Source organism: Nonlabens sp. (assembly GCF_039941875.1).
Classification (GTDB): Bacteria; Bacteroidota; Bacteroidia; order Flavobacteriales; family Flavobacteriaceae; genus Nonlabens.
This window is the reverse complement of sequence record NZ_JBDVDQ010000018.1, coordinates 28501-53952: the sequence shown is the minus strand read 5'-3', so window position 1 is coordinate 53952 and position 25452 is coordinate 28501. Positions and strand designations below refer to the sequence as shown.

At 35.4% G+C, this 25452-nt stretch carries 34 protein-coding genes; 28 read left to right on the top strand and 6 right to left on the bottom strand.

Features of this window, described 5'->3' with window-relative positions; all coding sequences use genetic code 11:
* Positions 1-38: 38 nt before the first annotated feature.
* The 4 genes from yaaA to ABJF08_RS11425 are packed head-to-tail and all read left to right on the top strand — an operon-like array spanning position 39 to position 3510.
* Positions 39-800 (top strand): peroxide stress protein YaaA, encoded by a 762-nt coding sequence (yaaA, locus tag ABJF08_RS11440; RefSeq protein WP_348116358.1) that lies wholly within the window; start codon positions 39-41, stop codon positions 798-800.
* A 16-nt stretch (positions 801-816) separates the two neighbouring features.
* Positions 817-1515 carry a DNA repair protein RadC gene (gene radC, locus ABJF08_RS11435; protein WP_348116357.1) on the top strand — a complete coding sequence of 233 codons (699 nt, stop codon included), beginning with the start codon at positions 817-819 and terminating at the stop codon, positions 1513-1515.
* Positions 1515-2828: a hypothetical protein gene (locus ABJF08_RS11430; protein WP_348116356.1), complete on the top strand. Its 1314-nt coding sequence runs from the start codon at positions 1515-1517 to the stop codon at positions 2826-2828. Before radC ends, ABJF08_RS11430 begins: the two co-directional genes overlap by 1 nt.
* On the top strand, positions 2818-3510 hold the full coding sequence (locus ABJF08_RS11425) for a YjjG family noncanonical pyrimidine nucleotidase (protein ID WP_348116355.1): 693 nt from the start codon (positions 2818-2820) through the stop codon (positions 3508-3510). The genes ABJF08_RS11430 and ABJF08_RS11425 overlap by 11 nt, the downstream gene beginning before the upstream one ends.
* Here ABJF08_RS11425 and ABJF08_RS11420 read toward each other — a convergent pair.
* Positions 3492-4784, bottom strand: a complete 1293-nt coding sequence (locus tag ABJF08_RS11420) for a replication-associated recombination protein A (RefSeq protein ID WP_348116354.1) — start codon at positions 4782-4784, stop codon at positions 3492-3494. The two genes, ABJF08_RS11425 and ABJF08_RS11420, sit on opposite strands and share 19 nt — an antisense overlap.
* A 119-nt stretch (positions 4785-4903) precedes the next feature.
* On the opposite strand from ABJF08_RS11420, the gene ABJF08_RS11415 reads away from it, so the two are divergent.
* The gene (locus ABJF08_RS11415; protein WP_348116353.1) at positions 4904-5581 is read left to right on the top strand and encodes a rhomboid family intramembrane serine protease; all 678 of its coding nucleotides are present in this window, start codon (positions 4904-4906) and stop codon (positions 5579-5581) included.
* Between the two features lie 10 nt (positions 5582-5591).
* Here the strand turns inward: ABJF08_RS11415 and rlmB are convergent, their stop codons facing one another.
* The 5 genes from rlmB to ABJF08_RS11390 all read right to left on the bottom strand — a co-directional run bounded on the left by rlmB (position 5592) and on the right by ABJF08_RS11390 (position 13193).
* On the bottom strand, positions 5592-6326 hold the full coding sequence (gene rlmB, locus ABJF08_RS11410; RefSeq protein WP_348116352.1) for a 23S rRNA (guanosine(2251)-2'-O)-methyltransferase RlmB: 735 nt from the start codon (positions 6324-6326) through the stop codon (positions 5592-5594).
* 91 nt (positions 6327-6417) lie between these two features.
* Positions 6418-7164, bottom strand: coding sequence for a hypothetical protein (locus tag ABJF08_RS11405; RefSeq protein WP_348116351.1), 747 nt, complete (start codon positions 7162-7164; stop codon positions 6418-6420).
* Between the two features lie 18 nt (positions 7165-7182).
* Positions 7183-8697 (bottom strand): RagB/SusD family nutrient uptake outer membrane protein, encoded by a 1515-nt coding sequence (locus ABJF08_RS11400; protein ID WP_348116350.1) that lies wholly within the window; start codon positions 8695-8697, stop codon positions 7183-7185.
* 11 nt (positions 8698-8708) lie between these two features.
* Complete coding sequence (locus ABJF08_RS11395) at positions 8709-11750, bottom strand: SusC/RagA family TonB-linked outer membrane protein (protein WP_348116349.1); 3042 nt, start codon at positions 11748-11750, stop codon at positions 8709-8711.
* 117 nt (positions 11751-11867) lie between these two features.
* The gene (locus tag ABJF08_RS11390; protein ID WP_348116348.1) at positions 11868-13193 is read right to left on the bottom strand and encodes a hypothetical protein; all 1326 of its coding nucleotides are present in this window, start codon (positions 13191-13193) and stop codon (positions 11868-11870) included.
* A 500-nt stretch (positions 13194-13693) separates the two neighbouring features.
* On the opposite strand from ABJF08_RS11390, the gene rpsL reads away from it, so the two are divergent.
* From rpsL to rpmD, 23 genes are all read left to right on the top strand, one after another.
* Entirely contained in the window at positions 13694-14068 is a 375-nt protein-coding gene (gene rpsL, locus ABJF08_RS11385) for a 30S ribosomal protein S12 (protein ID WP_015361172.1), read from the top strand.
* A 67-nt stretch (positions 14069-14135) separates the two neighbouring features.
* Positions 14136-14612, top strand: a complete 477-nt coding sequence (gene rpsG, locus ABJF08_RS11380) for a 30S ribosomal protein S7 (protein ID WP_041566866.1) — start codon at positions 14136-14138, stop codon at positions 14610-14612.
* A gap of 3 nt (positions 14613-14615) precedes the next feature.
* Complete coding sequence (fusA, locus tag ABJF08_RS11375) at positions 14616-16754, top strand: elongation factor G (protein ID WP_348116347.1); 2139 nt, start codon at positions 14616-14618, stop codon at positions 16752-16754.
* An 11-nt stretch (positions 16755-16765) separates the two neighbouring features.
* Positions 16766-17071 (top strand): 30S ribosomal protein S10, encoded by a 306-nt coding sequence (gene rpsJ / locus ABJF08_RS11370; RefSeq protein ID WP_008992279.1) that lies wholly within the window; start codon positions 16766-16768, stop codon positions 17069-17071.
* A gap of 94 nt (positions 17072-17165) precedes the next feature.
* Positions 17166-17783, top strand: a complete 618-nt coding sequence (gene rplC / locus ABJF08_RS11365) for a 50S ribosomal protein L3 (protein WP_348116346.1) — start codon at positions 17166-17168, stop codon at positions 17781-17783.
* Positions 17783-18412, top strand: coding sequence for a 50S ribosomal protein L4 (gene rplD / locus ABJF08_RS11360; RefSeq protein WP_348116345.1), 630 nt, complete (start codon positions 17783-17785; stop codon positions 18410-18412). Before rplC ends, rplD begins: the two co-directional genes overlap by 1 nt.
* 3 nt (positions 18413-18415) lie before the next feature.
* Positions 18416-18706, top strand: coding sequence for a 50S ribosomal protein L23 (gene rplW, locus ABJF08_RS11355; protein ID WP_104515662.1), 291 nt, complete (start codon positions 18416-18418; stop codon positions 18704-18706).
* A gap of 13 nt (positions 18707-18719) precedes the next feature.
* On the top strand, positions 18720-19544 hold the full coding sequence (gene rplB / locus ABJF08_RS11350; protein WP_348116344.1) for a 50S ribosomal protein L2: 825 nt from the start codon (positions 18720-18722) through the stop codon (positions 19542-19544).
* A gap of 3 nt (positions 19545-19547) precedes the next feature.
* Positions 19548-19826 (top strand): 30S ribosomal protein S19, encoded by a 279-nt coding sequence (gene rpsS, locus ABJF08_RS11345; RefSeq protein WP_104515660.1) that lies wholly within the window; start codon positions 19548-19550, stop codon positions 19824-19826.
* Positions 19827-19834: 8 nt separating this feature from the next.
* Entirely contained in the window at positions 19835-20245 is a 411-nt protein-coding gene (gene rplV, locus ABJF08_RS11340; protein ID WP_348116343.1) for a 50S ribosomal protein L22, read from the top strand.
* Positions 20246-20252: 7 nt separating this feature from the next.
* A complete protein-coding gene (rpsC, locus tag ABJF08_RS11335; protein ID WP_104515658.1) occupies positions 20253-20978 on the top strand; it encodes a 30S ribosomal protein S3 in 726 nt (241 codons plus the stop codon).
* A gap of 12 nt (positions 20979-20990) precedes the next feature.
* Positions 20991-21410 (top strand): 50S ribosomal protein L16, encoded by a 420-nt coding sequence (gene rplP, locus ABJF08_RS11330; protein ID WP_348116341.1) that lies wholly within the window; start codon positions 20991-20993, stop codon positions 21408-21410.
* 9 nt (positions 21411-21419) lie between these two features.
* Positions 21420-21602, top strand: a complete 183-nt coding sequence (rpmC, locus tag ABJF08_RS11325) for a 50S ribosomal protein L29 (RefSeq protein ID WP_104515656.1) — start codon at positions 21420-21422, stop codon at positions 21600-21602.
* Positions 21603-21609: 7 nt separating this feature from the next.
* Positions 21610-21867 (top strand): 30S ribosomal protein S17, encoded by a 258-nt coding sequence (gene rpsQ / locus ABJF08_RS11320; protein WP_104515655.1) that lies wholly within the window; start codon positions 21610-21612, stop codon positions 21865-21867.
* The gene (gene rplN, locus ABJF08_RS11315) at positions 21867-22235 is read left to right on the top strand and encodes a 50S ribosomal protein L14 (protein ID WP_104515654.1); all 369 of its coding nucleotides are present in this window, start codon (positions 21867-21869) and stop codon (positions 22233-22235) included. Before rpsQ ends, rplN begins: the two co-directional genes overlap by 1 nt.
* 8 nt (positions 22236-22243) lie before the next feature.
* Positions 22244-22555: a 50S ribosomal protein L24 gene (gene rplX, locus ABJF08_RS11310; RefSeq protein WP_104515653.1), complete on the top strand. Its 312-nt coding sequence runs from the start codon at positions 22244-22246 to the stop codon at positions 22553-22555.
* Positions 22556-22557: 2 nt separating this feature from the next.
* A complete protein-coding gene (rplE, locus tag ABJF08_RS11305; RefSeq protein WP_348116340.1) occupies positions 22558-23109 on the top strand; it encodes a 50S ribosomal protein L5 in 552 nt (183 codons plus the stop codon).
* Between the two features lie 6 nt (positions 23110-23115).
* Positions 23116-23385, top strand: coding sequence for a 30S ribosomal protein S14 (gene rpsN, locus ABJF08_RS11300; protein ID WP_104515651.1), 270 nt, complete (start codon positions 23116-23118; stop codon positions 23383-23385).
* Positions 23386-23403: 18 nt separating this feature from the next.
* A complete protein-coding gene (gene rpsH / locus ABJF08_RS11295) occupies positions 23404-23802 on the top strand; it encodes a 30S ribosomal protein S8 (RefSeq protein WP_104515650.1) in 399 nt (132 codons plus the stop codon).
* A gap of 9 nt (positions 23803-23811) precedes the next feature.
* A complete protein-coding gene (gene rplF / locus ABJF08_RS11290; protein WP_348116339.1) occupies positions 23812-24354 on the top strand; it encodes a 50S ribosomal protein L6 in 543 nt (180 codons plus the stop codon).
* Positions 24355-24366: 12 nt separating this feature from the next.
* A complete protein-coding gene (gene rplR, locus ABJF08_RS11285) occupies positions 24367-24714 on the top strand; it encodes a 50S ribosomal protein L18 (RefSeq protein WP_348116338.1) in 348 nt (115 codons plus the stop codon).
* An 18-nt stretch (positions 24715-24732) separates the two neighbouring features.
* Positions 24733-25257, top strand: coding sequence for a 30S ribosomal protein S5 (rpsE, locus tag ABJF08_RS11280; RefSeq protein ID WP_104515647.1), 525 nt, complete (start codon positions 24733-24735; stop codon positions 25255-25257).
* 8 nt (positions 25258-25265) lie between these two features.
* Positions 25266-25445, top strand: a complete 180-nt coding sequence (gene rpmD, locus ABJF08_RS11275) for a 50S ribosomal protein L30 (RefSeq protein WP_104515646.1) — start codon at positions 25266-25268, stop codon at positions 25443-25445.
* Positions 25446-25452: the final 7 nt, after the last annotated feature.

Below are 25452 nucleotides of genomic sequence, written 5' to 3'. Positions count from 1 at the left end.
TATTACCGATACTATTTTTACGACTCAAAATAGAAGTCATGAAAATCCTACTTTCTCCAGCAAAATCACTTGATTACAAAACCGACTTGCCTACTAATAGAGCTACACAGCCTTTATTTGTAGAAGACGCCATAAAGATAAATGCAAAGTTAGAACGCATGAGTAAAGGCGAGGTAGGTGAATTAATGCATATTTCTGATAAGCTAGCAGATCTTAATTACCAACGCTATAAAAGTTTTGAGTCAGAATTTAATACAGAAAATGCACGCCCAGCGATTTATGCGTTTTCAGGAGATGTTTATACTGGTTTTAACGCTTATGATCTAGATTCTAAGCATTTAGATTATGCGCAAGATAACATTCGTATATTATCTGGAATGTACGGTTACTTAAGACCGTTAGATTTATTGCAACCTTATCGATTAGAAATGGGAACTTCTTTACCTATAGAAAGCAATAAAAACCTTTATGAATACTGGAAAGATAAAATTACTCCAGCTTTAAATAAAGAAATGAAAGAAGGTGAGTTATTAGTTAATCTAGCTAGTAATGAATATTTTAAGGCTATAGATAAAAAACAACAGCATGGTACGTTGATCTCTCCTGTTTTTAAGGATTTTAAAAACGGTAAGTTGAAAATCATTTCTTTCTTTGCAAAAAGAGCGAGAGGTACCATGGCGAGATATCTGGTAGAGAATAAAATCGACTCTTTAAAAGGGATTCAGGCATTTGCGATGGATGATTATAAATACTCTGAACAAGAAACCGTTAAAGAAAACGAGCCGGTTTTTGTGAGATAAGTTCTATCTTTCGTTCATGGAAGAAGAAAAAGCTCATTTTTCTATTAAAGACTGGTCGCTCAATGATAGGCCTCGAGAAAAATTGTTACATAAAGGTAGTTCATCACTTTCTGAGGCAGAGTTAATCGCTATTTTAATAGGTAGCGGTACACGTAAAATGAGTGCTGTAGAATTAAGTCGTATAATAGTTAATGACGCTCAAAATTCATTAGATATATTAGGTAAAAAAAGCCTTAAGGAACTTATGAAATATAAGGGGATAGGAGAGGCTAAGGCTATTACCATCGCAGCAGCAATGGAGTTAGGAAAACGTCGCGCAATGGAAATGCCTATAACGTTACCTAAGATTAAATCTAGTAATGATGCTTTTAAAATTATGCAGCCTATTCTAGGAGAATTGCCTCACGAAGAATTCTGGGTCTTATTGTTAGACAATAGTCATAAAGTTTTGGAGAAAAAAAATATAAGTATAGGTGGCATAACTGGTACGCTAGTAGATACTAGATTAGTATTTAAAAAAGCGATAGAAGCAGGTGCAGTGGCTATGGTATTATCTCATAATCATCCTAGTGGGAATTTAAAACCTAGCCATCAGGATAAAGCTCTTACTATGAAACTGGTAGAAGCAGGTAAATTATTAGATATTAAAGTTCTAGATCATATAATTATAACACAACAAGGCTTTTATAGCTTTGCAGACGAAGGCCTGATGTAATGATATTAGTTTACTGTTCTCATATAACACCTAGAAAGGAATATATTTTCAAGCATATTTTCCGTAGAATGATGATGCAAGAATATAAACTTACATCAGATGTAAGTGAATTTGTAAGTCACTCTGGTGTAAAGTTAAGTTATGGAGTTAAGCCTCTAGGAGATGAGCTTTTTATATGGTCTCAGGGCTTGCTAGATGAAACTGGAATAGATTATCATGAGATAGATTTTCATAAATGGGATGAATTACCTATTTTTTTTAAAGCACCAGATAGAAGTGATATTCCTTTTGATATATTTTCTGCCGCTTTTTATTTAATTACTCGATATGAAGAGTATTTGCCACAAGTTAAAGATGATTTGGGTAGGTATAGCGCTAAGGAGAGTGTAGCTGTTCAAGGTAGTTTTATTTTATTACCAGTGGTAGATTTATGGGTTAGAAAACTTCTAGACATCTTGAATAGAAATTTTGAGGTCTCATTAACCAGAAAACAGAAGCTTAAAACAACTGTCGCTATTGAGGTATCCTCTTTTTTTAAATATAGAGGTAGAGGAGCTTTGGATAATTCAATGATGCTTTATAATCATTTGAGGAGATTAAAAATCAGACCTTTTTTTAAACAAATAGTAGTGTTACTTGGGTTAAGGGTAGATCCTTTTAAAAACTATGAAGAGTTAATCACAACCATAAGAAAGAAATGGAAATTCGGTAAGAAATCTACTAATGCTGCACAAAATATGATTTTCTTTTTTCATTTAGGAAGTTATAATCGTGTAGATAACGGTATCAATTATACCTCTAGAAAATATCGTGAGGCCATAAAGCAAATAGGCGATTATCTAGATATAGGTTTGCGTTTTTCTTTCTATTGTAGTGACAATGAGGTTTTAAATCAGGGTAGAAAGTTTGAAGAAATATCTAATAGATCTTTACATAAAACAATGGCAGCTTATTCTAAAATAGCAACACCTGGTCATTATAAGCGGTTAGTAGATTTAGAAAAACTAGAAGATTACAGTATGGGTTATGAATCCATGCCTGGTTTTAGAGCTAGTACGAGTCATCCTTTCTATTTCTATGACTTAGATTATGAAGTTCAAACTCCTCTTTTAATATATCCATATGCTTTGCATTACAAAAGTATATCTAGCAATATGCTTAATGGGCAAAAACAAGTCGTACAACAATTAAAAAGAAGGGTAGAAGAGGTGTCAGGACATTTTATTGTAATGTTTAATTATGCACAATTTGAGAAAGGATTAAAAAGTCATGCGACTACCACGTTAGAATATATATACGATAATGAAGTTTAATAAAATAGAACACATTTTTTTTGATTTGGACCATACATTATGGGATTTTGATCTGAACAGTAAATTAACCTACCAGCAAATTTTTGAGGAGCATCAGGTTGATTTAGATTTAGACAAATTCATAAGTATATATGAACCACTTAATCTGCAATTTTGGCGCATGTTTAGAGAAAACAAAATCACTAAAGAAGATTTGCGTTTTCAACGACTTAAAACTGCTTTTGATGCATGTGATTTTCCATTAACAGACGCGCAAATACATCTCTTTGCAGATTTGTATATCAAATACCTGCCCAATCATAATCATTTATTTGATGGTTGTATAGAGCTTTTAGACGCGTTGTATGATAAGTATCAATTACACTTAATTACTAACGGATTTAATGGTGTACAGCAAAATAAAGTGAAGAATTCTGGATTGTCAAAATACTTTCAGGTAGTTCTTACAGGTGAGACTGCAGGTGTGAAAAAACCAGCACCACAAATCTTTTACAAAGCACTAGAAATGGCAGGTGCCACGATAGAAAATAGCATCATGATAGGAGACAGTCTAGAAGCAGATATAAAAGGAGCTCAGAATATAGGCTTACCGACCATATGGTTTCATGTCACTAATGAAGAAATAGAAGAAGGAGAGGTAGTAGTACATCGCCTTAAGGATATTTATCCTTTATTATCATAATCATAATGATTTTTCCATCGTTTCTGTAAAAAGTCCCTTTGCGATTGTTCTCTAGGGTTATTACCAGGCTCGTAGAATTTTGTTTTACTTATCTCTGTAGGTAGAAAATCATAATGAGCAAAATTACCTGGATGGTCATGTGCATATTTATACTCTTCACCATAGCCTAATTCTTTCATAAGCTTTGTAGGAGCGTTTCTTAGTCCTAATGGAACAGATAAGTCGCCAGTTTCTTTTACGGCACGTTGAGCGTTCCCTATAGCCATATAGCTAGAGTTACTCTTTAGCGAAGTGGCTAGATAAACTGCACACTGGCTCAAAATAATGCGAGATTCTGGATATCCTATGGTTGATACTGCTTGGAACGTATTATTAGCCATAATTAATGCAGTAGGATTTGCGTTACCGATATCTTCAGAAGATAGAATAAGCATTCTACGTGCTATAAATTTTAAATCTTCTCCACCTTCTATCATTCTTGCTAACCAATACACTGCTGCATTAGGGTCACTACCTCTTATAGACTTTATAAATGCACTTATAATATCATAATGCTGCTCACCAGTTTTATCATACCTAGCAGGGTTTGCTTGTACTTGTGATAACACCATTTTATTGGTGATTATAATTTTTTCTGCAGTTTGGGCATTTACTACTAATTCAAAAACGTTGAGTAATTTTCTTGCATCACCACCGCTTATTCTTATTAATGCATCTGTTTCTGCTATTTCTATATGTTTTTTAGATAATACTTCATCGATCTCTATGGCTCTGTTTAGTAGATTTTCTAGATCCGCTTTCGCGAAAGCGTCTAAAACATAAACCTGACAGCGAGATAAAAGTGCTGGTATGACTTCAAAACTAGGGTTTTCTGTGGTGGCGCCTATCAGTGTAACCCATCCCTTTTCAACAGCTCCTAATAGTGAATCCTGCTGTGACTTACTGAAACGATGTATCTCGTCTATAAATAAAATCGGATTTTTAGTAGTAAAAAGTCCTCCTGAGTTCTTTGCTTTTTCAATTACATCCCTAATATCTTTTACACCGCTATTAATGGCGCTAAGTATATAAAATGGACGTTTACTTTCTGCTGCAATAATTTGTGCAAGTGTAGTTTTACCTGTGCCTGGAGGACCCCATAGAATCAGAGATGGTGTGGTGCCGTTAAGAATATGTTGTCTTAAAGTTCCCTTATCACCTACTAGATGTTGCTGGCTTAGGTATTGATCAAGATTAGACGGACGTATACGTTCTGCTAGAGGTGTGTTTTGCATGGTGCAAAATTAAAGTTTCTACCTTACGGATACAATTTGATTAACAATAGTTTTGTCGTTTATGTCATGACATTCTTGGTAGATATACGTTTGGCTTCCATATTGATAACTGTTTTGTAATGAAAGATTCTGATTATTTTAAATTTGATATAGTAACCGTAGTGCCTGCTTTGCTTTTTGTGCTTATCATGTGGGGCGTGTATTGGCTAGAAGTGAGATTTCATCTAAGATTCAATAGGCATGGGATACTACCACAAAAAATATCTGGTTTACAAGGTGTCGTTTTTGGTCCTTTTATTCATTCAGGTCTTAAACATTTATGGAGTAATTCATTGCCTAGCTTGATACTATTAACAGCGCTTTCCTTTTTTTATAGAAGAATTAGCTTATTTGTTCTAATCACCGGGCTGTTGTTAACAGGTGGTCTTACTTGGTTAATAGGTAGGCCATCGTATCATATAGGAGCAAGCGGAGTGGTGTATATGTTAACAGCTTTCTTGTTTTTCAAGGGATTGTTTACTGGTCATTACAAACTATTATCATTAAGTTTTTTAGTTGCTTTTTTCTATGGTAGCATGGTTTGGTATGTTTTTCCTATAGAAGAAGGTATATCTTGGGAAGGACACTTGAGTGGTGCCATTTCTGGAATAGTATTAGCAATTTTTACTAAAAATAAACTCCCACAAAAGAAAAAGTATTTGTGGGAGTTAGAACATTATAATGAAGATGAAGATCTGTTTATGCGTCATTTTGATGAAAACGGAAACTTCATTGAATTCTCTGATGAAGAAGAGTAGAAGTATAAGCTTATAGCTTTTGTCTTACTACTTCATATAACATTGCTCCACATGCTACAGACACGTTTAACGATGCAATGTCTCCTTGCATAGGTAATTTTACCACGTGATCTAGAATCTTTAAAGTAGATGGGTTAATACCTCTGTCTTCACTACCCATAATTATTGCTAGTGGTATGTTGAGATCTACATCATATATTAAATTTGTAGTTTTCTCATTGGCCCCAGCAGTTTTCACACCGTATGCTTGTAATAAAAATACAGCGTCTTTAATGTGATTCACTTTACAAATAGGCATGTTAAATACAGCTCCTGCGCTTGTTTTTACAGTAGCTGCATTTACAGGAGCACTTCCTTTTTCAGATACTATAATGGCTTTTACTCCGGTACATTCTGCTGTGCGTATAATGGCACCAAAATTTCTAACATCGGTCACTCCATCTAATAATAAGAACAATGGTTTGCTCTCCATATCTGTTCCTTCTAATAAGGTTTCTAGATCATGAAAGTTAACAGGTGATATACTTGCGGCTGCACCTTGGTGGTTTCCACCTTTTGCAATGTGTTCTAATTTCTCGCTAGGTACATAAGAAACTGCTATATTGTTTTTACGTGCAGTATTTTGAAGCTGATGCATTAGAACGCCGTCTGCCTCTTTAAGAAGGTATAGTTTAGAGATTTCTTTACCACTCTCTATAGCTTCTATAATAGCTCTTATTCCGTAAATGTATGTAGTCTTTTCCATGCTGCAAAGGTAGTAGTAATTATTTGAGTTTATGGTATAAAAAAACCCAAGCCTAAGCTTGGGTTTCTAAATTTATAATGTGTATCAATAATTACTGATTTACACAGAAAGGTACTGATTGACTTGCGCCGAAAGAACCACCACCTGAAGCAAAAGTGATAATTGAACAGGTAAGTGTGAAGTTACCATCAGGATTAGTTCCATCAACTTGACCATCTCCAAATGAATCTGTAATTACAGCTGTGTAACATCCGTCAGCTAAGAAGATATCAGTTGTAAATGTTTGTACACTATTAGCTAAAGATCCAGTAGCTAATTCATAAACAACCACACCGGCATCATCTATTATTTGAAATCCAGTTTCCGAAGCAAAACTATCTGTATTGATAGTAAGTGTAGCATCGTTACATACTATTTCACGGAAGTAAGTTAGGTTTACAATATCAGCATAAGCAGTAGCACCTTCAGAAGGTGTTAGCTGTATAGATGCTTCTCTTAATTCACCATCATTACCACCAATAGCAGCAAAATCTATGCTTATGTCCAAGGCGCCTTCATAAGAATCAGCAGGGATAACAACAGATCCTAAAGTAATAGCGGCAGTGTCATCAGCTTCTAATAAAGAAACGTTATAAGTTCTGTTTTCTGTAGAAATAGTTGTTATTTCTACAGGTACAGTTACTGTTACACCAGCTTGGGGTACTGATGTTTCAAAATTAGTTTGTTTGAATGAAACAGCTGTATCTCCGTTTACATTGTCAAATACAACAGCATCATCATCACATGAAGCAAGTAATGCTATCATACAAACTCCAATAAATTTTATATAATTTTTCATTTTTTTAAATTTTAGATATTAGTAACCATTATTCTGTTGTGCAGCGATAACAGTATTAGTTCTAGTTTCATCCTGTGGAATAGGAAGAGCTTGAACTCTAAAGTCATTAAAGCTTAAATCACATTCTGCAGATGGATAAAGTGTACAGTCTATTTCATTTCTGTCATAACCTTCACCTGCTAAATCACCGATTCTTTTTACATCAATATATCTATGACCTTCAGCAAAAAACTCAATTTTTCTTTCAGCTAAGATATCACTAAATGCTTCGGTTTGACTAGCGTATACAGGAGCAGGAGCAGGTGTTGTGTAACGTGCATCTCTGATGATTTTTATTTGTTGTGCAGCAGTTGTGAAATCACTTCTACTAGCAGCTTCTTCAGCAAGAATAAAATGCATCTCAACTACTCTCATAGCTTTGGTGTCATTAGTATAACCAGCAACTAAACCTGTTAATGTAGGGTCACCAGGGTATTTATCAACAATTAATACATCTGCAGTTCTTGGATTAGCTTCGGCAGCATAATCTGGAGAAACTACTGAAGTTGCATCTAAATAAACTTCTCTTCTGATATCTCCAAATGCTGTAGCGTTTGCATCTAAAACATCAAATAAATTTCTACTCATTTCATAGTTTACAGCTCCATCAAAATCACTTTCGTTAGTGTTGTATATCTGGCCTAATCTTGGTCCAGTGTTTAATGTAGTTTCAAATTTAAATATAACTTCATTATTACCAGCACCTGGTGTGTCAGTCCATACATCACGGAAAGCAGCTTCGTCAGCTGTTGTTGGTAAAGTGTAGCTAGCTAATACAGAGTTTGCAGCAGCAGCAGCAGCAGGATAGTCTTTATTATATAAAGCCATTCTAGCACGTAATGCTCTTACAAATCTGGCGTCAATAAATGTTTGAGAAGAAATAGTTCCTGCCGATGTAAACAAAGCTTCAGCTCTATCTAAATCATCATTTATCAATTGCATAACTTCTCCTACTGTATTTCTACCAAATTTATCAGTTGGATTCGGTACAAAATCAACAGCAATTACACCTAAAGATGAATCATCTGCTAAATCTTCAGCATAGAAACTAAGTAGTCTACTATGTCCATAAGCTCTTAAGGTTAATGCTTCTGCAACACTCTCATCATATACTGCTTGTTCTGCTGCGTCAGTAGCGTCAGGAGTAATACCCTCTGCTGCTGCTAGCAATACGTTAGCTCTTAAGATAAGGCTGTAATTATTAACCCAGATACTACTTGCAAAGCCAGTAGAAGGGTTTAATGCATAACCATGTAGTGAAGAACCTTGTCCACCTACTAAACCTACAGCGATTTCATCTGTAAATTGTGATGTAAAGTCTATTTCACCAGATGTATTCCCTGCGGAATATACACCTAATGTTCCTATTTTTAAATCGTCAACTGTAGCAAATGCATTTGCTGCACCTAACTCTCCTGGTTGAATTATATCTGTAGCATCCTCACAAGAAAATGTGATGGCTACAGCAGCTAATAATACTATTATTTTTTTCATTGTTTTTTTTTTTAGAAGTTTAAATCGATACCAACACTAATAGTTCTTGGTGTAGGAAAGTTATTTCCTGATACATTAGAAGGACGTTCTGGGTCACTTCCATTCCATTTAGAGAAAGTTAATAAGTTCTCAGCATTAACATAAATTCTTCCTGAAGTTAGGAAAATTTCATTTGTTAATTCTGTAGGGAAATTATAACCAATCTGTACAAAACGTAATCTTAAAAAATCAGAGTCAGTTAAGAAACGATCTGTGTTAATACCATTTGCAGTTAAGTTCGTAGCTGCAATTGCAGGTACATCTGTAACTCTATTTGTTGGAGTCCATGCTCTGTCAAATGCAGAAGTTACTTGGTAAGTTCCGATGTTTGTCGGATCAAAATATGCATCTAGGTTAGTGTCAAATCTAGAAATACCAGTCATGAAACTAAATTGCGTTTCTAAGAAAAAGTTCTTATAACCAACATTTGCTCCAAAACCACCCTGGAAATCAGGATTTGAATCTTTACCAGTGTGTCTTCTATCCTCACTAGTAATGTTCTCAGTTAAGTTACCATTAATGTCTTCAAACAATAGGTTACCATTTGCAGGATTAACACCACGATAAGGCACAACGAAATATTCATTTAGCTGATGTCCAACTTCAACAACGGTTCCTGAAGCACTGTTATCTTGTCTACCATCTGGTAGGTCTACAAAAGTAACTTCATTTTTGTTGTATGCTAAATTACCAAATACAGTAGCGTAAAAATCATCATCTTCAACTCTCTGTACTAAATCATAACTTAAGCCTAGTTCAACACCACGATTGTACATGTCACCTAAGTTAGCAGTTGTAGAATAAGCACCATTGATTCCTGAAATAAATTGACTAAAGAATAAATCTTCTGTGTTTCTGTCGTAAACATCAAGAGTACCTCTTAACTTGTTGTCAAACATTTGAAATTCTACACCTAAATTCAAAGTAGAAACGGTTTCCCATTTAAGATCTGGGTTAGCAATAGTTCCACCTCTTACGAAAGTTTGTGTATCATTATAACCTGTAAATGTTGCGAAAAGTTGTCTTGTGTTACTTGCTGCTGCATAATAACCACCACCTAATCTATCGTTACCAGTTACACCATAGGATGCTCTTAGTTTTAATACATTAATTACTTCAGAATCTTTTAAGAAATCTTCTTTATGTAAATTCCAACGTCCTGCTACAGAATAGAATGTACCATACTTATTGTCTCCTGTAAATCTGTAAGAAGCATCTCTTCTTAAAGTTGCAGTGAAACCATATTTTTCATCATAATCGTAATCTACTTCACCAAAGTATGAGAATAGACCTGCTGTGTTTTTTCCAGCAAATACTGTTGGTACATAGATGTCATTAGCAGTACCATCAGTTAAATAACCACTACCATCACCGAATGCAAATGTTCTTGGGTCTAAACCATTTTGGTTATAACCAAATTGCTTTAAATGCCCTTTTACATATTCAAGATAAGCGTTTGCAATTACAGTATGTTTTTTCTCAGATTCTTCTCCTTGACCAAATTTCTTCTTCCATCCTAAATTTAGGTTAGAGTTAAATCGGAAATCTCTTAGGTAAGTTTCGGATTGATCTCCTTCTAAGTTAGCTCCTCCTCTAATTCTAGATAATGCTGACGTTGGTGGATTAGCTCTTAATCCCACTACGCTTTGATAATCTACACCTATACGGTATCTTAAAGTAAATTCGTCATTAATGTCATATTCAGCATTAGCTCCGATAATCATCTTCAACTCATCTTCGGTATTTCTGTTTTGAGTGGTATTATCAATTAAAACAAATGGGAAGTTAGCTAGTCCTTGGAAATAAGGTATATAAATGTTTGGATCATAAGTTGCTGGATCTAAATACGGTAATGCATTATTAGCTCCGAATAAAGAGTTGAAGTAAATGAAATTACTTCTATCATTGTCAGGTTCAGTTTGAGAAGCATTCTTTGAATAACCCATGTACACATTAGTACCATATCTAAATCTTCCATTTTCAGACTTACCAGTAATGTTATTTCTCAAACTAAATCTCTTCAATGAACTATTAAGTATAGTACCTTCTTGATCAGTATAGTTTATAGAGGTAAACTGAGAAGCATTTTTACTTCCCGATGATAATGATAAGTTATGAGATTGAGAAACACCAGTTTGATAGAAAACATCTTGCCAGTCAGTATTTACTCCAAAAGCTTCAATTTCAGCATCTGTAAGAGTTGCTCCTAAACCAGCATTTTGGCTTTGTTCTAGTCTCAGGTATCCCTTAGCATCATAAAGATCATAATCGTTATCGATTAATTCTGAAAAAGAAGTAGTACCTGTATAGCTAACTTTTAAAGGAGAGTTGAATCCTCCTGATTTAGTTGTTAAGATAATTACACCATTTGCACCACGATTACCATAAATAGCAGTACCTGCAGCATCTTTAAGTACTGTTGTACTCTCGATATCATTAGGGTTAAAAGATCTAAATACATCTTCATCTACTGGCACACCATCTACTAAGATAAGTGGCTCAGTATTTCCAAGTATTGAACTTGGTCCACGTAGTTGAATTGTAGAGTTTGAACCAGGTTGTCCAGATCCTGTTTGTACATTTAAACCAGGGATTTGACCTTGCAATCTCTGTATTATAGAGGCGTTAGGTCTGTCTTTAGTGTCTTCACCAGTTACTGTAGTACTCGCAACATTACTAGTTGCTTTTGTAGTAGTACGGTAAGCTTGAATAACTACAGTATCTAATCCGGCTTTCATAGCTGTATTGATAACTGTTTGATTACCTACTAGTATGGAAACTGTATCGTAACCTGAGTAGGTGAAAACTAAAGTGTCCTCTGGTCCAGCTTGGATCGAGTAGTTTCCATCAAAGTCAGTAGTTGCGTTAGCACTTCCTCCTTTTACGGATACAACTGCTCCTAATAGACCGCCATCGGCATCAGTTACCTTACCGGTAACAGTTTGCTGTGCAAAAGCTACTTGCACAACTAACGCTAGTAAAAGCGTCAAAATTCCATTTAATTTTGTTTTCATGTTTAGATTTATTTGAATTAGCCAGCTCCAAAAATCAAAAAAAGAAGTTAATAAAACAACTTTTAAGTGTTCTATTTATACTATTTCTTAAGATCTCATTAACATTAAGCTAACATGTTAGAAGGAGATTTTCAAGTTTATATGGGCTATTGTGCTGGATAAGTCCACTTTAGCGTCTTCAAATCGACCGTTTGCTATGCTTAAGTTTAATATTCCAGCTTGTGTTAAAATTGCAATTCCACCTCCAAAACCATATAGCTTATCAAGGTTTTTACTGTTAAAATTCTCAAATACCCCTATATCTAGAATGGTGTGAAGGTATATTTGATCGTTTAAACGGTATCTATACTCTGTAGCGAGCGTTGTATAGAAAGAGCTGTCGATGCTATTTTGATTAAAACCTCTAATGCTTCCTGATCCTCCAAACTGATAAAGTTCATTAAATTGAATGCCATTTGATTTTAAATAATAGCCGGTAATCATACTTATAAATTTACTTCTATTAGATAGATGCCATAATTTTAAAAAGGTTGCGTTAAAATTTATTTGTTTTTCAATATTTTCTAATCCAGTTCTTTTAAAAAGTCCAATGTTTCCTGAAACTTTAAAGTTTTCTGGCATTAATGGATCGTTCGACTGATTTTGATAACTAGATACTATTTCAAATCCATTTTTTTGGTAGTTCTCTAAATTGATATCGCTTTCAGTTGCGTTTGATGTTGTTGCCTTGTAGTTTATTCCTATACTGCTTGTCCAGTTCGGTTTGTAAAATAATCCTGTACTGAAAGATGTACTTTGATATGTGCTGTCTCTTCTTTGTATATTTAATTCGGTAGTTATGCCTATTGGGGTTTTCCAGACATATGGCAGGTTTATGCTTGTTTGTAGATTGGTCTGATCTCCGTTATCGTTTCTGTATTGTAATATAAATGTCTCAGCTCGATTCAGATTGTTTTGTAATTTAAGATCGATATAACCGTTAAGCTCAAGTTTTCCGTCAGTGCTGTTGTTAAAACCTAATAGCCCTTCCGCAGTGTTGGTTTTTATTTTTTCTAAATAGAGAAAAACGTTAGTAGAATCTTTTTTAAACAACACTTCAGTTTTTTTGGTCTGTTTAGCAAAGGGTGTGTTATTTATGATTTCATCGATTTCTTTAATGGTTTGTTCATTATAGGTTTTTCTTTTGTTACTGGATGTGCTTATTGCTGTTATCGGGAAATTAGTGTACCCTTTTAGAATGATGTTGTCGATATATCGCTTTTTAATAATCTTGAAATTCAAATTGGCTGTTATAGTATCGCTGTCGTTTAGGTTTATATTCGAGAATTTTACTTCGTTAAAAGGGTAGCCTATTTCTTTTAATTGCTTATTGTAGTTGTTAATAAATTTCTTTTGATCCTTAATGGTTATTGTGTTTTTTCGCTTTCGCGAAAGCGAATTCATAATCAAACTATCTTGTTTGTTTCTAATTTGAAGAATGTATTTTATATAGGTGTATTTCTGATTTAATATAATATTTACTTCGGAGTTATTATTTGTTATTTTTTTAGGTCTTGAAATTAAGAGGTTTAAATACCCTTGATTTTTCAGCTTAGACTTTATGCTATCGGTTACTTTAAGAGGAGTAGAGGAGTTGTTTATTTTTATAACTCTTGTAGAGTCTATTTTTGTTGTAGTGTTGTTTTTATACTGTAGTATGACTTCTTTATTTTGTGAGAATAAAGAAATGGAGGATAGTATATATATAATAAGGACTATGAATGATTTAATTTTCATTAAGATCTATTGTTTTTTATCATTTTGTAAACGGTTGTTTTTTCTTGTTTCTTATGTATTTTGAAAAGATATTCTAAATATTTGAAACTGAGGTTTGAATAACGTTTTTTTATTCCTACCTTTGCCGACTCTTAAAAAAGGGAATTAATTTATTAGCGTAAAACAATATGCCAACGATTTCACAATTAGTACGTAAAGGAAGAGCCAAAATAACCAAGAAGAGTAAATCGGCTGCTTTAGATTCTTGTCCTCAACGTCGTGGAGTATGTACACGTGTTTACACAACTACACCTAAGAAGCCTAACTCAGCAATGAGAAAGGTTGCAAGGGTTAGACTTACTAACGGTAAGGAAGTAAATGCTTACATCCCAGGAGAAGGACATAATCTACAAGAGCACTCGATAGTATTGGTTAGAGGTGGAAGGGTAAAAGATTTGCCAGGAGTTAGATATCATATCGTGCGTGGGGCACTGGACACCGCTGGTGTTGCAGACCGTACACAACGTAGATCTAAGTACGGAGCAAAACGCCCGAAGAAGTAAACCAATTTTTAAAGATTCTAGCAATACTCTGTTAGGGTTTTTTAATTAACAATTTCAACAAGAAGAAATGAGAAAAAGACAGGCCAAGAAACGTCCTATCCTTCCGGATCCACGTTTTAACGACCAGCTAGTGACACGTTTCGTTAACATGATGATGTTACACGGAAAGAAGTCAACAGCGTTTAAACTTTTCTATGATGCAATGGATATTGTAGAAGAGAAAAATCAAGATGAAGAAAAAACTTCTTTGGAAGTGTGGAAAGATGCGTTATCTAACGTTATGCCTCACGTTGAAGTGCGTTCACGCCGTGTAGGTGGTGCTACGTTTCAAATTCCAATGCAAATCAGACCAGATAGAAAGATATCTACAGCAATGAAGTGGTTGATTAGTTACTCTCGTAAGCGTAACGAAAAATCTTTTTCTGTAAGATTAGCTTCTGAAATCCTTGCTGCGGCCAAGGAAGAAGGTGCTGCTGTCAAGAAAAAGGTGGATACTCACAAGATGGCTGAAGCAAATAAAGCATTCTCACACTTTAGATTCTAAGAAATGTCAAGAGATTTAAAATTTACTAGAAACATAGGTATTGCTGCTCATATTGATGCAGGAAAGACAACTACTACTGAGCGTATCCTTTATTATACAGGGGTTTCTCATAAGATAGGTGAGGTTCATGATGGTGCTGCTACTATGGACTGGATGGAGCAGGAGCAAGAGCGTGGTATTACCATTACATCTGCTGCTACTACTTGTACATGGAAGTTTCCATTAGAAAATGCTCAAACTACTCCTGATACAAAGGATTATCACTTTAATATTATTGACACACCTGGTCACGTTGATTTTACTGTAGAGGTTAATAGATCATTGCGTGTATTAGATGGTTTGGTTTTCTTGTTTAGTGCTGTAGATGGTGTTGAGCCACAGTCTGAAACTAACTGGAGATTAGCAGATAATTACAAAGTGCCACGTATTGGTTTTGTAAATAAAATGGATCGTCAAGGATCTAATTTTTTAGCTGTTTGTCAACAAGTTAAAGACATGTTGAAATCTAATGCGGTGCCGATTGTTTTAAATATTGGTGACGAAGATGAATTCAAAGGTGTTGTAGATCTTGTAAAGAACCGTGCTATTGTATGGCATGATGCTACACAAGGTTCTACTTTTGATGTAGTTGATATCCCTGAGGATATGAAAGAGGAGGCTAGAAAGTATCGTGGGTTGTTAATTGAAGAGGTTGCAGCTTATGATGAAAACCTTCTTGAGAAGTTTATGGAAGATGAGGATTCTATATCAGAAGATGAAGTGCATGCTGCGCTTCGTGCTGCTGTAATGGATATGTCTATCATTCCTATGATTTGTGGTTCTGCATTTAAAAATAAAGGTGTTCAGTTTTTATTAGATGCAGTATGTCGTTACTTACCTTCTCCTACAGATAAGGAAGGTATCGTTGGTACAAATCCTGATACTGAAGAACAAGAATTACGTAAGCCAAGTGTAAAGGAGCCTTTTGCTGCTTTGGCATTTAAAATTGCAACGGATCCTTTCGTAGGTCGTCTTGCATTCTTCCGTGCTTATTCAGGTCGTCTAGATGCTGGTTCTTATATTTTAAATAACCGTTCTGGTAAAAAAGAACGTATTTCACGTATTTATCAAATGCATTCTAATAAGCAGAATGCTATTGATTATATAGAAGCTGGTGATATTGGTGCAGCGGTAGGCTTTAAGGATATCAAGACTGGTGATACTATGTCTGATGAAAAACATCCTATTGTTCTAGAGTCTATGGACTTTCCGGATCCAGTAATTGGTATTGCTGTGGAGCCTAAAACTAAGGCTGATGTTGATAAAATGGGTATGGCTTTGGCGAAATTAGCTGAGGAAGATCCTACATTCCAAGTTAGAACTGATGAGGCTTCTGGTCAAACTATTATATCTGGTATGGGTGAGCTTCACCTTGATATTATAGTAGACCGTATGCGTCGTGAATTTAAAGTAGAGCTTAATCAAGGTGCTCCTCAAGTGGAGTACAAGGAAGCTATTACAAGATCTGCAGATCACAGAGAGACTTATAAAAAGCAGTCTGGTGGTCGTGGTAAATTTGGAGATATTGTCTTTACTATTGAACCTGCCGAAGAAAATGAAGAAGGTAAGGTAGAAGAAGGTCTTCAGTTTGTAAATAAGATTAAAGGTGGTAATGTTCCTAAGGAATTTATCCCTGCAATTGAAAAAGGTTTCCGTGAAGCTATGAAAGCAGGTCCTCTTGCTGGGTTTGAAATGGATAGTATGAAGGTTACTCTTACAGATGGATCTTTTCACCCTGTAGATTCTGATGCTCTTTCTTTTGAATTGGCGGCTAGAATGGGTTATAAAGCCTCTGCTAAATCTGCAGGTGCTGTTATATTAGAACCTATGATGAAACTTGAAGTTATCACACCTGAAGAAAATATGGGTGATATAGTTGGTGACCTTAACCGTCGTCGTGGTCAAGTGAATGATATGGGTGACCGTAATGGTGCAAAAGTTGTAAAGGCTGATGTTCCTCTTTCTGAAATGTTTGGATATGTAACTACGTTACGTACTCTTTCTTCAGGTCGAGCAACGTCTACAATGGAATTCTCTCATTATGCTGAGACGCCTTCTAATATTAGTGAAGAAGTAATCGCAGCAACAAAAGGTAACAATTAATATTTCAAACGATGAGTCAAAAAATCAGAATTAAACTCAAATCATACGATTATAATCTGGTAGATAAATCTGCTGAAAAAATCGTTAAAACTGTAAAAAGTACTGGTGCTGTTGTAACTGGACCTATTCCACTTCCTACGCACAAGAAGATTTTTACCGTGTTAAGATCTCCTCACGTTAATAAAAAATCGCGTGAACAATTTCAACTTAGTTCATATAAGAGATTATTAGATATTTATAGTTCTTCTTCTAAGACTATTGATGCTCTTATGAAACTTGAACTTCCTAGTGGTGTTGAAGTTGAAATTAAAGTGTAATTACTTTAATTTATTAAATCAAAATTTGGTTCCGCCTATTATTAGGCGGAACTCTTTTTAAAATTATATATAACAATTATTAATTAATATAAATATGTCTGGGTTAATAGGAAAAAAAGTCGGAATGACTAGTATTTATGATGAGAACGGCAAGAATATGCCTTGTACGGTCATAGAATTAGGTCCTTGCGTGGTTACCCAAGTCAGAACTGAGGAGGTAGATGGATACTCTGCTTTGCAATTAGGTTTCGATGACAAATCAGACAAGAATGCTTCTAAAGCTGCTCAAGGGCACTTTAAGAAAGCAGGAACTGCTGTCAAAAGAAAAGTTGCTGAATTCAAAAGTTTTGATGAGGAATACAAATTAGGAGATTCAATTACTGTTGATATGTTCTCTGAAGGTGAATTTGTTGATGTTTCAGGAACTTCTAAAGGTAAAGGTTTTCAAGGTGTTGTTAAACGTCACGGTTTTGGTGGTGTTGGTCAAGCTACACATGGTCAACATAACCGTTTGAGAGCTCCAGGATCTATTGGAGCTGCATCTTACCCTGCTCGAGTATTCAAAGGAATGCGTATGGCTGGACAGATGGGGAATGAAAAAGTAAAAGTTCAAAATTTAAGAGTTTTAAAGGTTGTTGTTGACAAGAACCTGCTTGTGGTTAAGGGTTGTGTACCTGGTCATAAAAATTCTTATGTAATCGTACAGAAATAATGAAGGTAGCAGTATTAGATATTAAAGGAAAAGAAACTGGACGTCAGGTAGAATTATCTGAAGAGATTTTCGGTATTGAGCCTAGTGAACACGCTATTTATCTTGATGTAAAGCAATACCTTGCTAATCAACGTCAAGGAACGCACAAAGCTAAGCAGCGTGCAGAGATTGCTGGTAGTACACGTAAGATCAAAAAACAAAAAGGAACTGGTACAGCTCGTGCTGGTTCTATTAAATCTCCTGTATTTAGAGGTGGTGGTCGTATTTTTGGTCCTGTACCACGTAGTTATTCATTTAAGTTGAATAAAGGGCAGAAGAGATTGGCTCGTAAAAGTGCGCTAAGTCAAAAGATGATTGAAGGTTCGCTTTCTATTGTTGAGAATTTCAATTTAGATGCTCCAAGTACGAAGGATTTTGTTAAGGTTTTAGAGGGTCTAGGCCTTGAAAATAAAAAATCTCTAATTGTCTTGGGGGAATCAAATAATAATGTATATTTGTCTTCGCGAAATTTAAAAGGTTCTGATGTTGTACTTAACTCAGAATTAAGTACTTACAAAATTTTAAATGCAACTAATGTTGTTCTTTTGGAAGGTTCGTTAGAAGGAATTGAAGAAAATTTAAGTAAATAAGCTATGAGCATTTTAATTAAACCGATTATTACTGAGAAGGCAACTAGAGATAGTGAGCTTCTAAATCGTTATGGTTTTGAGGTGTCTTCAAAAGCTAATAAAGTACAGATAAAGAAAGAGGTTGAAGCGACATATGGTGTTACTGTTCTTAAAGTTAGAACTATGAACACTCGTATTGATCGTAATACTAAATATACTAAATCAGGGATTCAAGTTGGTAAAACTAGCGCTCGTAAGAAAGCGTTTGTACAACTTAAAGATGGTGAAACCATTGATCTTTATAGTAATCTATAATTAAAAGACAATAATGTCAGTAAGAAAATTAAAACCTGTAACTCCTGGACAGCGATTTAGAGTTGTGAATGGCTACGACGCTATCACGACTGATAAGCCGGAGAAGAGTTTACTCGCTCCGAAAAAACGTTCAGGTGGTCGTAATGCTAGTGGTCGTATGACTATGCGTTACATAGGTGGTGGTCATAAGAGACGCTACCGTATCATTGATTTCAAAAGAGATCGTCACGGCGTTCCTGCAACCGTAGCGTCGATAGAGTATGATCCTAATCGTACTGCTTTCATAGCTTTGGTTAATTATCAGGATGGTGAGAAGCGTTATGTTATTGCACAAAATGGTTTGAAGGTTGGTCAGAACATTGTTTCTGGTGAATCTGCAACTCCTGACGTGGGTAATGCTATGAAGTTATCTCAAATGCCTTTAGGTTCAATTATTAGTTGTATTGAGTTGCGTCCTGGTCAAGGGGCTGTTATAGCTCGTAGTGCTGGTTCTTTTGCTCAGTTAATGGCAAGAGATGGAAAGTATGCAACTGTTAAAATGCCTTCTGGTGAAACTAGATTGATTTTACAAGAATGTTTAGCTACTATTGGTGCTGTTTCTAACAGTGATCATCAACTTGTTGTTGGTGGTAAGGCTGGTAGATCTAGATGGTTAGGTAGAAGACCTAGAACTAGACCGGTTGTGATGAATCCAGTTGATCACCCTATGGGTGGTGGTGAAGGTAAGTCTTCAGGAGGTCATCCAAGATCTCGTAATGGTATACCTGCTAAAGGTTATCGTACACGTGATAAGAATAAAGCTAGTACTCAATATATAATAGAACGTAGAAAGAAATAAATTATGGCTCGTTCACTTAAAAAAGGACCTTACGTATTTCATAAACTTGAATCTAAGGTGGCTCAAAATGTTGAGTCTGGTAAAAAAACTGTAATAAAAACTTGGTCTCGTGCATCTATGATTACGCCGGATTTTGTTGGTCAGACAATTGCTGTTCATAACGGACGTCAGTTCATACCAGTGTATGTTACTGAGAACATGGTTGGACATAAACTTGGTGAATTTTCACCTACTAGATCTTATAGAGGTCATGGTGGTGCTAAGAACAAAGGTAAAAAATAATCTAAGCTATGGGAGTTCGTAAAAGACAAATGGCTGAAAAGCTAAAAGAAGAGAGAAGTAAGATAGCGTTTGCAAAATTAAACAACTGTCCTACATCTCCAAGAAAGATGAGATTGGTTGCTGATATAATTAGAGGTAAAAAAGTTGAGGATGCTTTAAATATCCTTAAGTTTTCTTCTAAAGAAGCGGCAAGAAGATTAGATAAATTAGTTCTTAGTGCTGTTGCTAATTGGCAAGCTAAGAATGAGGATGCTGATGTAGCTGAAGCTGGACTCTTTATTAAGGAGATTAGAGTTGATGGTGGTGCTATGTTAAAAAGATTGCGTCCTGCGCCTCAAGGTAGAGCACATAGAATAAGAAAAAGATCAAACCACGTTACTCTTGTGTTAGGTCAAACTAATAATTTAGAGGTTAACTAATAAAGGTATGGGACAGAAGACAAATCCAATAGGAAATCGTTTAGGTATCATCAGAGGATGGGAATCTAATTGGTATGGTGGGAATGATTATGGCGATAAACTTGCTGAGGATGATAAAATACGTAAGTATATTCATGCTCGTTTATCTAAGGCTAGTGTTTCACGTATCATTATTGAACGTACTTTAAAGTTAGTTACAGTTACTATTACTACTGCTAGACCTGGTATTATTATCGGTAAGGGTGGTACTGAGGTTGATCGTTTAAAGGAAGAGTTGAAAAAGATATCTGGTAAGGATGTACAGATCAATATTCATGAAATTAAAAGACCTGAGTTAGATGCACATTTAGTTGGTTCTAGTATTGCTAGACAAATCGAAAATAGAATTTCGTACAGACGTGCTATAAAGATGGCAATTGCAGCGGCGATGAGAATGAATTCTGAAGGTATTAAAGTTCAGATTTCAGGTAGACTGAATGGAGCTGAAATGGCTCGTTCTGAATCTTATAAAGATGGTCGTATTCCTCTTTCTACTTTTCGCGCGGACATAGATTATGCTTTGGTAGAATCTCATACAACGTATGGAAGGATTGGAGTTAAAGTATGGATCATGAAGGGCGAGGTTTATGGCAAAAGAGATTTATCTCCTTTAGCCGGCTTAGCAAAGAAACAACAAGGTAATAAAGGTGGTGGTGCAAACAATCGTGGAGGCAACCGTCGTCGTAGAAAATAATAATAGCTAGAAATGTTACAACCTAGAAAAACAAAGTTTAGAAAACAGCAGAAGGGTCGCATGAAAGGTGATTCAGGACGCGGTAACCAACTAGCCTATGGGACATTTGGAATTAAATCTTTAGATGCAAATTTCATTAACTCTCGACAAATTGAGGCGGCGCGTATCGCGGCGACTAGATTTATGAAAAGGGAAGGTTCTTTATGGATAAAAATATTTCCAGATAAACCTATTACGAAAAAGCCTCTTGAGGTACGTATGGGTAAAGGTAAGGGTAATGTTGAGTATTGGGCTGCAGTAGTTAAACCAGGAAGAGTTCTTTTTGAAATCTCTGGTGTACCTCAGGCAGTTGCTCAGGAAGCTTTAAGGCTTGCTGCTCAGAAATTACCAGTTAAAACTAAATTCATAGTCGCTCGCGATTATCAAGAATAGATTTGAGTTATGAAACAATCAGAAGTTAAAGGATACTCCCTTGAGGAGTTAAAAGATAAGCTTGTAGAATCACAAGTTGCTTACGGAGATTTGAAAAGGACTCATAGTATGTCACCGCTGGATAATCCTTCGCAGATTACCAAGTTACGTAAGACTATTGCGAGAATCAAGACTGCTATCAACAATAAATAGTACGACAATGGAGACTAGAAATTTAAGAAAAGAACGTGTAGGTGTTGTTAAAAGCAACAAGATGGACAAGAGTATTGTCGTAGCTGAAGTTAAAAGACAGAAGCATCCTATGTATGGTAAATTCGTTTTGAAAACAAAGAAATATGTTGCTCATGACGAAAATAATGATTGCAACGAAGGAGATACGGTTCGTATTATGGAAACTCGTCCTTTGAGTAAGTCTAAGAATTGGAGATTAGTAGAAATAATAGAAAGAGCTAAGTAATGGTACAACAAGAATCTAGATTAAGAGTCGCTGATAATACTGGTGCAAAGGAAGTTCTTTGTATTCGTGTTCTTGGTGGTACTAAAAGAAGATATGCTTCTGTTGGTGATAAGATCGTTGTTTCTGTAAAGGAATCAACTCCTAACGGTAATATAAAAAAAGGTGCTGTTTCTACAGCAGTTGTGGTGCGTACTAAAAAAGAGGTAAGAAGACCTGATGGTTCTTATATTCGTTTTGATGATAACGCCTGCGTTTTATTAAACCCTACATCTGACATGAGAGGTACTCGTGTTTTTGGACCGGTAGCACGTGAATTACGTGATAGACAGTTCATGAAAATTGTATCACTCGCTCCAGAAGTACTATAATAATTGTTATGGCAAAGTTAAAAATTAAAACCGGAGATACAGTTAGAGTAACTGCTGGTGAGCATAAAGGTGCTGAAGGGAAAGTAACAAAAGTTTTTATTGAAAAGAATAGAGCTATTGTTGAAGGTGTTAACATGGTTTCTAAACATGAGAAACCTAGTGCTACTAACCCACAAGGAGGTATAAAAGAGAAAGAAGCTGCATTACACGTTTCTAACCTTTCTTTAATTGATAAGAATGGTAAGAATACTAGAGTTGGATATGAATCTAAGGATGGTAAAAATGTTCGTTTTGCTAAAACAACTAAAGAAGTAATATAATCATGTCGTATTTACCAAGATTAAAAGGAGAATATAAAGAGCGTATTGCTGATGTTTTACAGAGGGAGTTTGCTTATAAAAATGTAATGGAGATTCCAAAGCTTCAGAAAATTGTACTTAGCCGTGGGGTTGGTGCTGCTGTAGCAGATAAGAAACTTATCGATTATGCTTTGGAAGAACTAACAACTATAACTGGACAGAAAGCTGTTGCTACTTTATCTAAAAAAGATGTTGCAGCGTTTAAGTTGCGTAAAGGAATGCCTATTGGTGTTAAAGTAACATTACGTGGTGAACGTATGTATGAATTTCTGGATCGTTTTGTAACTGTTGCTTTGCCTAGGGTTAGAGATTTTCAAGGAATTAAAGCTGATGGTTTTGATGGTAGAGGAAACTATAATTTAGGTATTACTGAGCAAATTATATTCCCAGAGATAAACATAGATAAGGTTAACAAAATTTCAGGTATGGATATTGCTTTCGTAACCAGTGCTAATACTGATAAAGAAGCAAAGTCATTACTTACGGAACTAGGTTTACCATTTAAAAAGAACTAAGTAGAGATGGCAAAAGAATCAATGAAAGCGCGTGAGCGCAAGCGTCAAGCGTTAGTGGATAAATATTCTGCTAAAAGAAAGGCACTTAAGGAAGCTGGCGACTACGAGGAGCTACAAAAGTTACCTAAGAATGCGTCTCCTGTTAGATTACATAATCGTTGTAAATTAACTGGAAGACCTAAGGGTTATATGAGACAATTTGGTATTTCTCGTGTAATGTTCAGACAAATGGCAAATCAAGGTTTAATCCCAGGCGTTAAAAAAGCTAGTTGGTAATCGCTTAAAGATATATTTATGAATACAGATCCAATCGCAGATTATCTAACAAGAATTAGAAATGCTGTAAGAGCAAATCACAGAGTAGTTGACGTTCCTGCTTCAAAATTAAAAAAAGAGATTACAAAAATCTTATTTGATCAGGGTTATATTTTAAGCTATAAGTTTGAAGATAATACAACTCAACAAAATATCAAAATCGCTTTAAAATACGATAGAGATACAAAAGAATCAGTAATAAAAGATTTACAACGCTTATCAAAGCCAGGTTTACGTAAGTATTCTGGAGCTAATGATTTACCACGTGTTCTTAATGGTCTTGGAATTGCAATCATATCTACTTCTAGAGGTGTTATGACTGACAAACAAGCTCGTTCTGAAAATGTAGGAGGTGAAGTTCTTTGTTACGTTTATTAATATACAGCTATGTCTAGAATAGGAAAAAATCCAGTAACTATACCTGCTGGTGTTACAGTAAAAGTTGAAAACAACGAGATAGTTGTGGAAGGAAAGTTAGGAAAGTTGGTTCAGCCTTTTTCTGACGTATCAATTGAGGTTGATTCGGACGAAGTTATGGTTACTAGACCTTCGGATGCTAAAGATCATAGAGCTAAACATGGTTTGTATAGAGCTTTAATTAGTAATATGGTTGAAGGTGTTTCAGCAGGATGGACTAAGGAATTAGAGTTAGTGGGTGTTGGATATAGAGCATCAAATCAAGGACAGAAATTAGATCTATCTTTAGGTTTCTCTCATAATATTGTTCTTAATGTAGCTTCTGAAGTTACTGTAGAAACAATTTCAGAGAAAGGTAAAAATCCTCGTATCAAACTTACCTCATTTGACAAACAATTAGTAGGTCAGGTAGCTGCTAAGATTCGTGGTTTCCGTCCACCAGAACCTTATAAAGGAAAAGGTGTTAAGTTTGTTGGAGAAATTATTAGAAGAAAAGCTGGTAAATCAGCATAATTTATAGATATTATGGCATTTTCAAAGTCAGCAAGAAGAATAAAAATTCGTAGACGCATTCGTAAAACAGTTAATGGTACGGCTTCACGTCCAAGATTATCTGTTTTTAGAAGCAATAAGGAGATTTATGCTCAAGTAATTAATGATGTAGATGGAGTGACCATTGCATCGGCTTCATCACGTGAATTAAAATCTGCTGCTGGAAAAGTAGAGATGGCTAAAGAAGTAGGTATAGCAGTAGCGGCTAAGGCTAAGGCTGCTGGTATCGAGTCTGTTTCTTTTGATCGTGGAGGATATTTGTACCACGGCCGTATACTTTCTCTTGCAGAGGGTGCTCGTGAAGGTGGTCTTAAATTTTAATTTGAAACATTTAATATAATGTACCAAAAATATAAAAACGTAGAAACGGTAAAGCCAGGAGGACTTGAGCTTAAAGATCGTTTAGTAGGTGTTCAACGTGTTACTAAGGTGACAAAAGGTGGTCGTGCATTTGGATTTTCTGCAATTGTTGTTGTCGGTGATGAAAATGGTGTTGTAGGACATGGTTTAGGCAAATCTAAAGAGGTTTCTGAGGCTATTTCTAAATCGGTTGAAGATGCTAAAAAGAATTTAGTACGCATTCCATTGTTAAAGGGGACTATCCCTCACGAACAAAAAGGTAAGTTTGGTGGTGCTAGGGTGTTATTAATGCCTGCATCAACTGGTACCGGAGTTATTGCTGGTGGAGCAATTAGAGCTGTACTTGAGGCTGTTGGTGTTCACGATGTACTTAGTAAAAATCAAGGTTCTTCTAATCCTCATAATGTTGTTAAAGCAACTTTTGATGCTTTATTGCAATTAAGAAGTGCTGAAACGGTAGCTAAGCAAAGAGGAATCTCAATGAATAAAGTATTTAACGGATAATTTCTATTATGGCTAAGTTAAAAGTGAAAAAAGTACGTAGTGCTATTAATAGGACTGCAAGACAAAAGAGAACTCTTGAGTCTCTTGGTCTAAGAAAAATGAATCAAGTTGTAGAGCATGAAGATAATTCTGTTATACAAGGTATGATAGCAAAAGTTCAACATTTGGTTTCTGTAGAGAAGGCTTAAAAATATT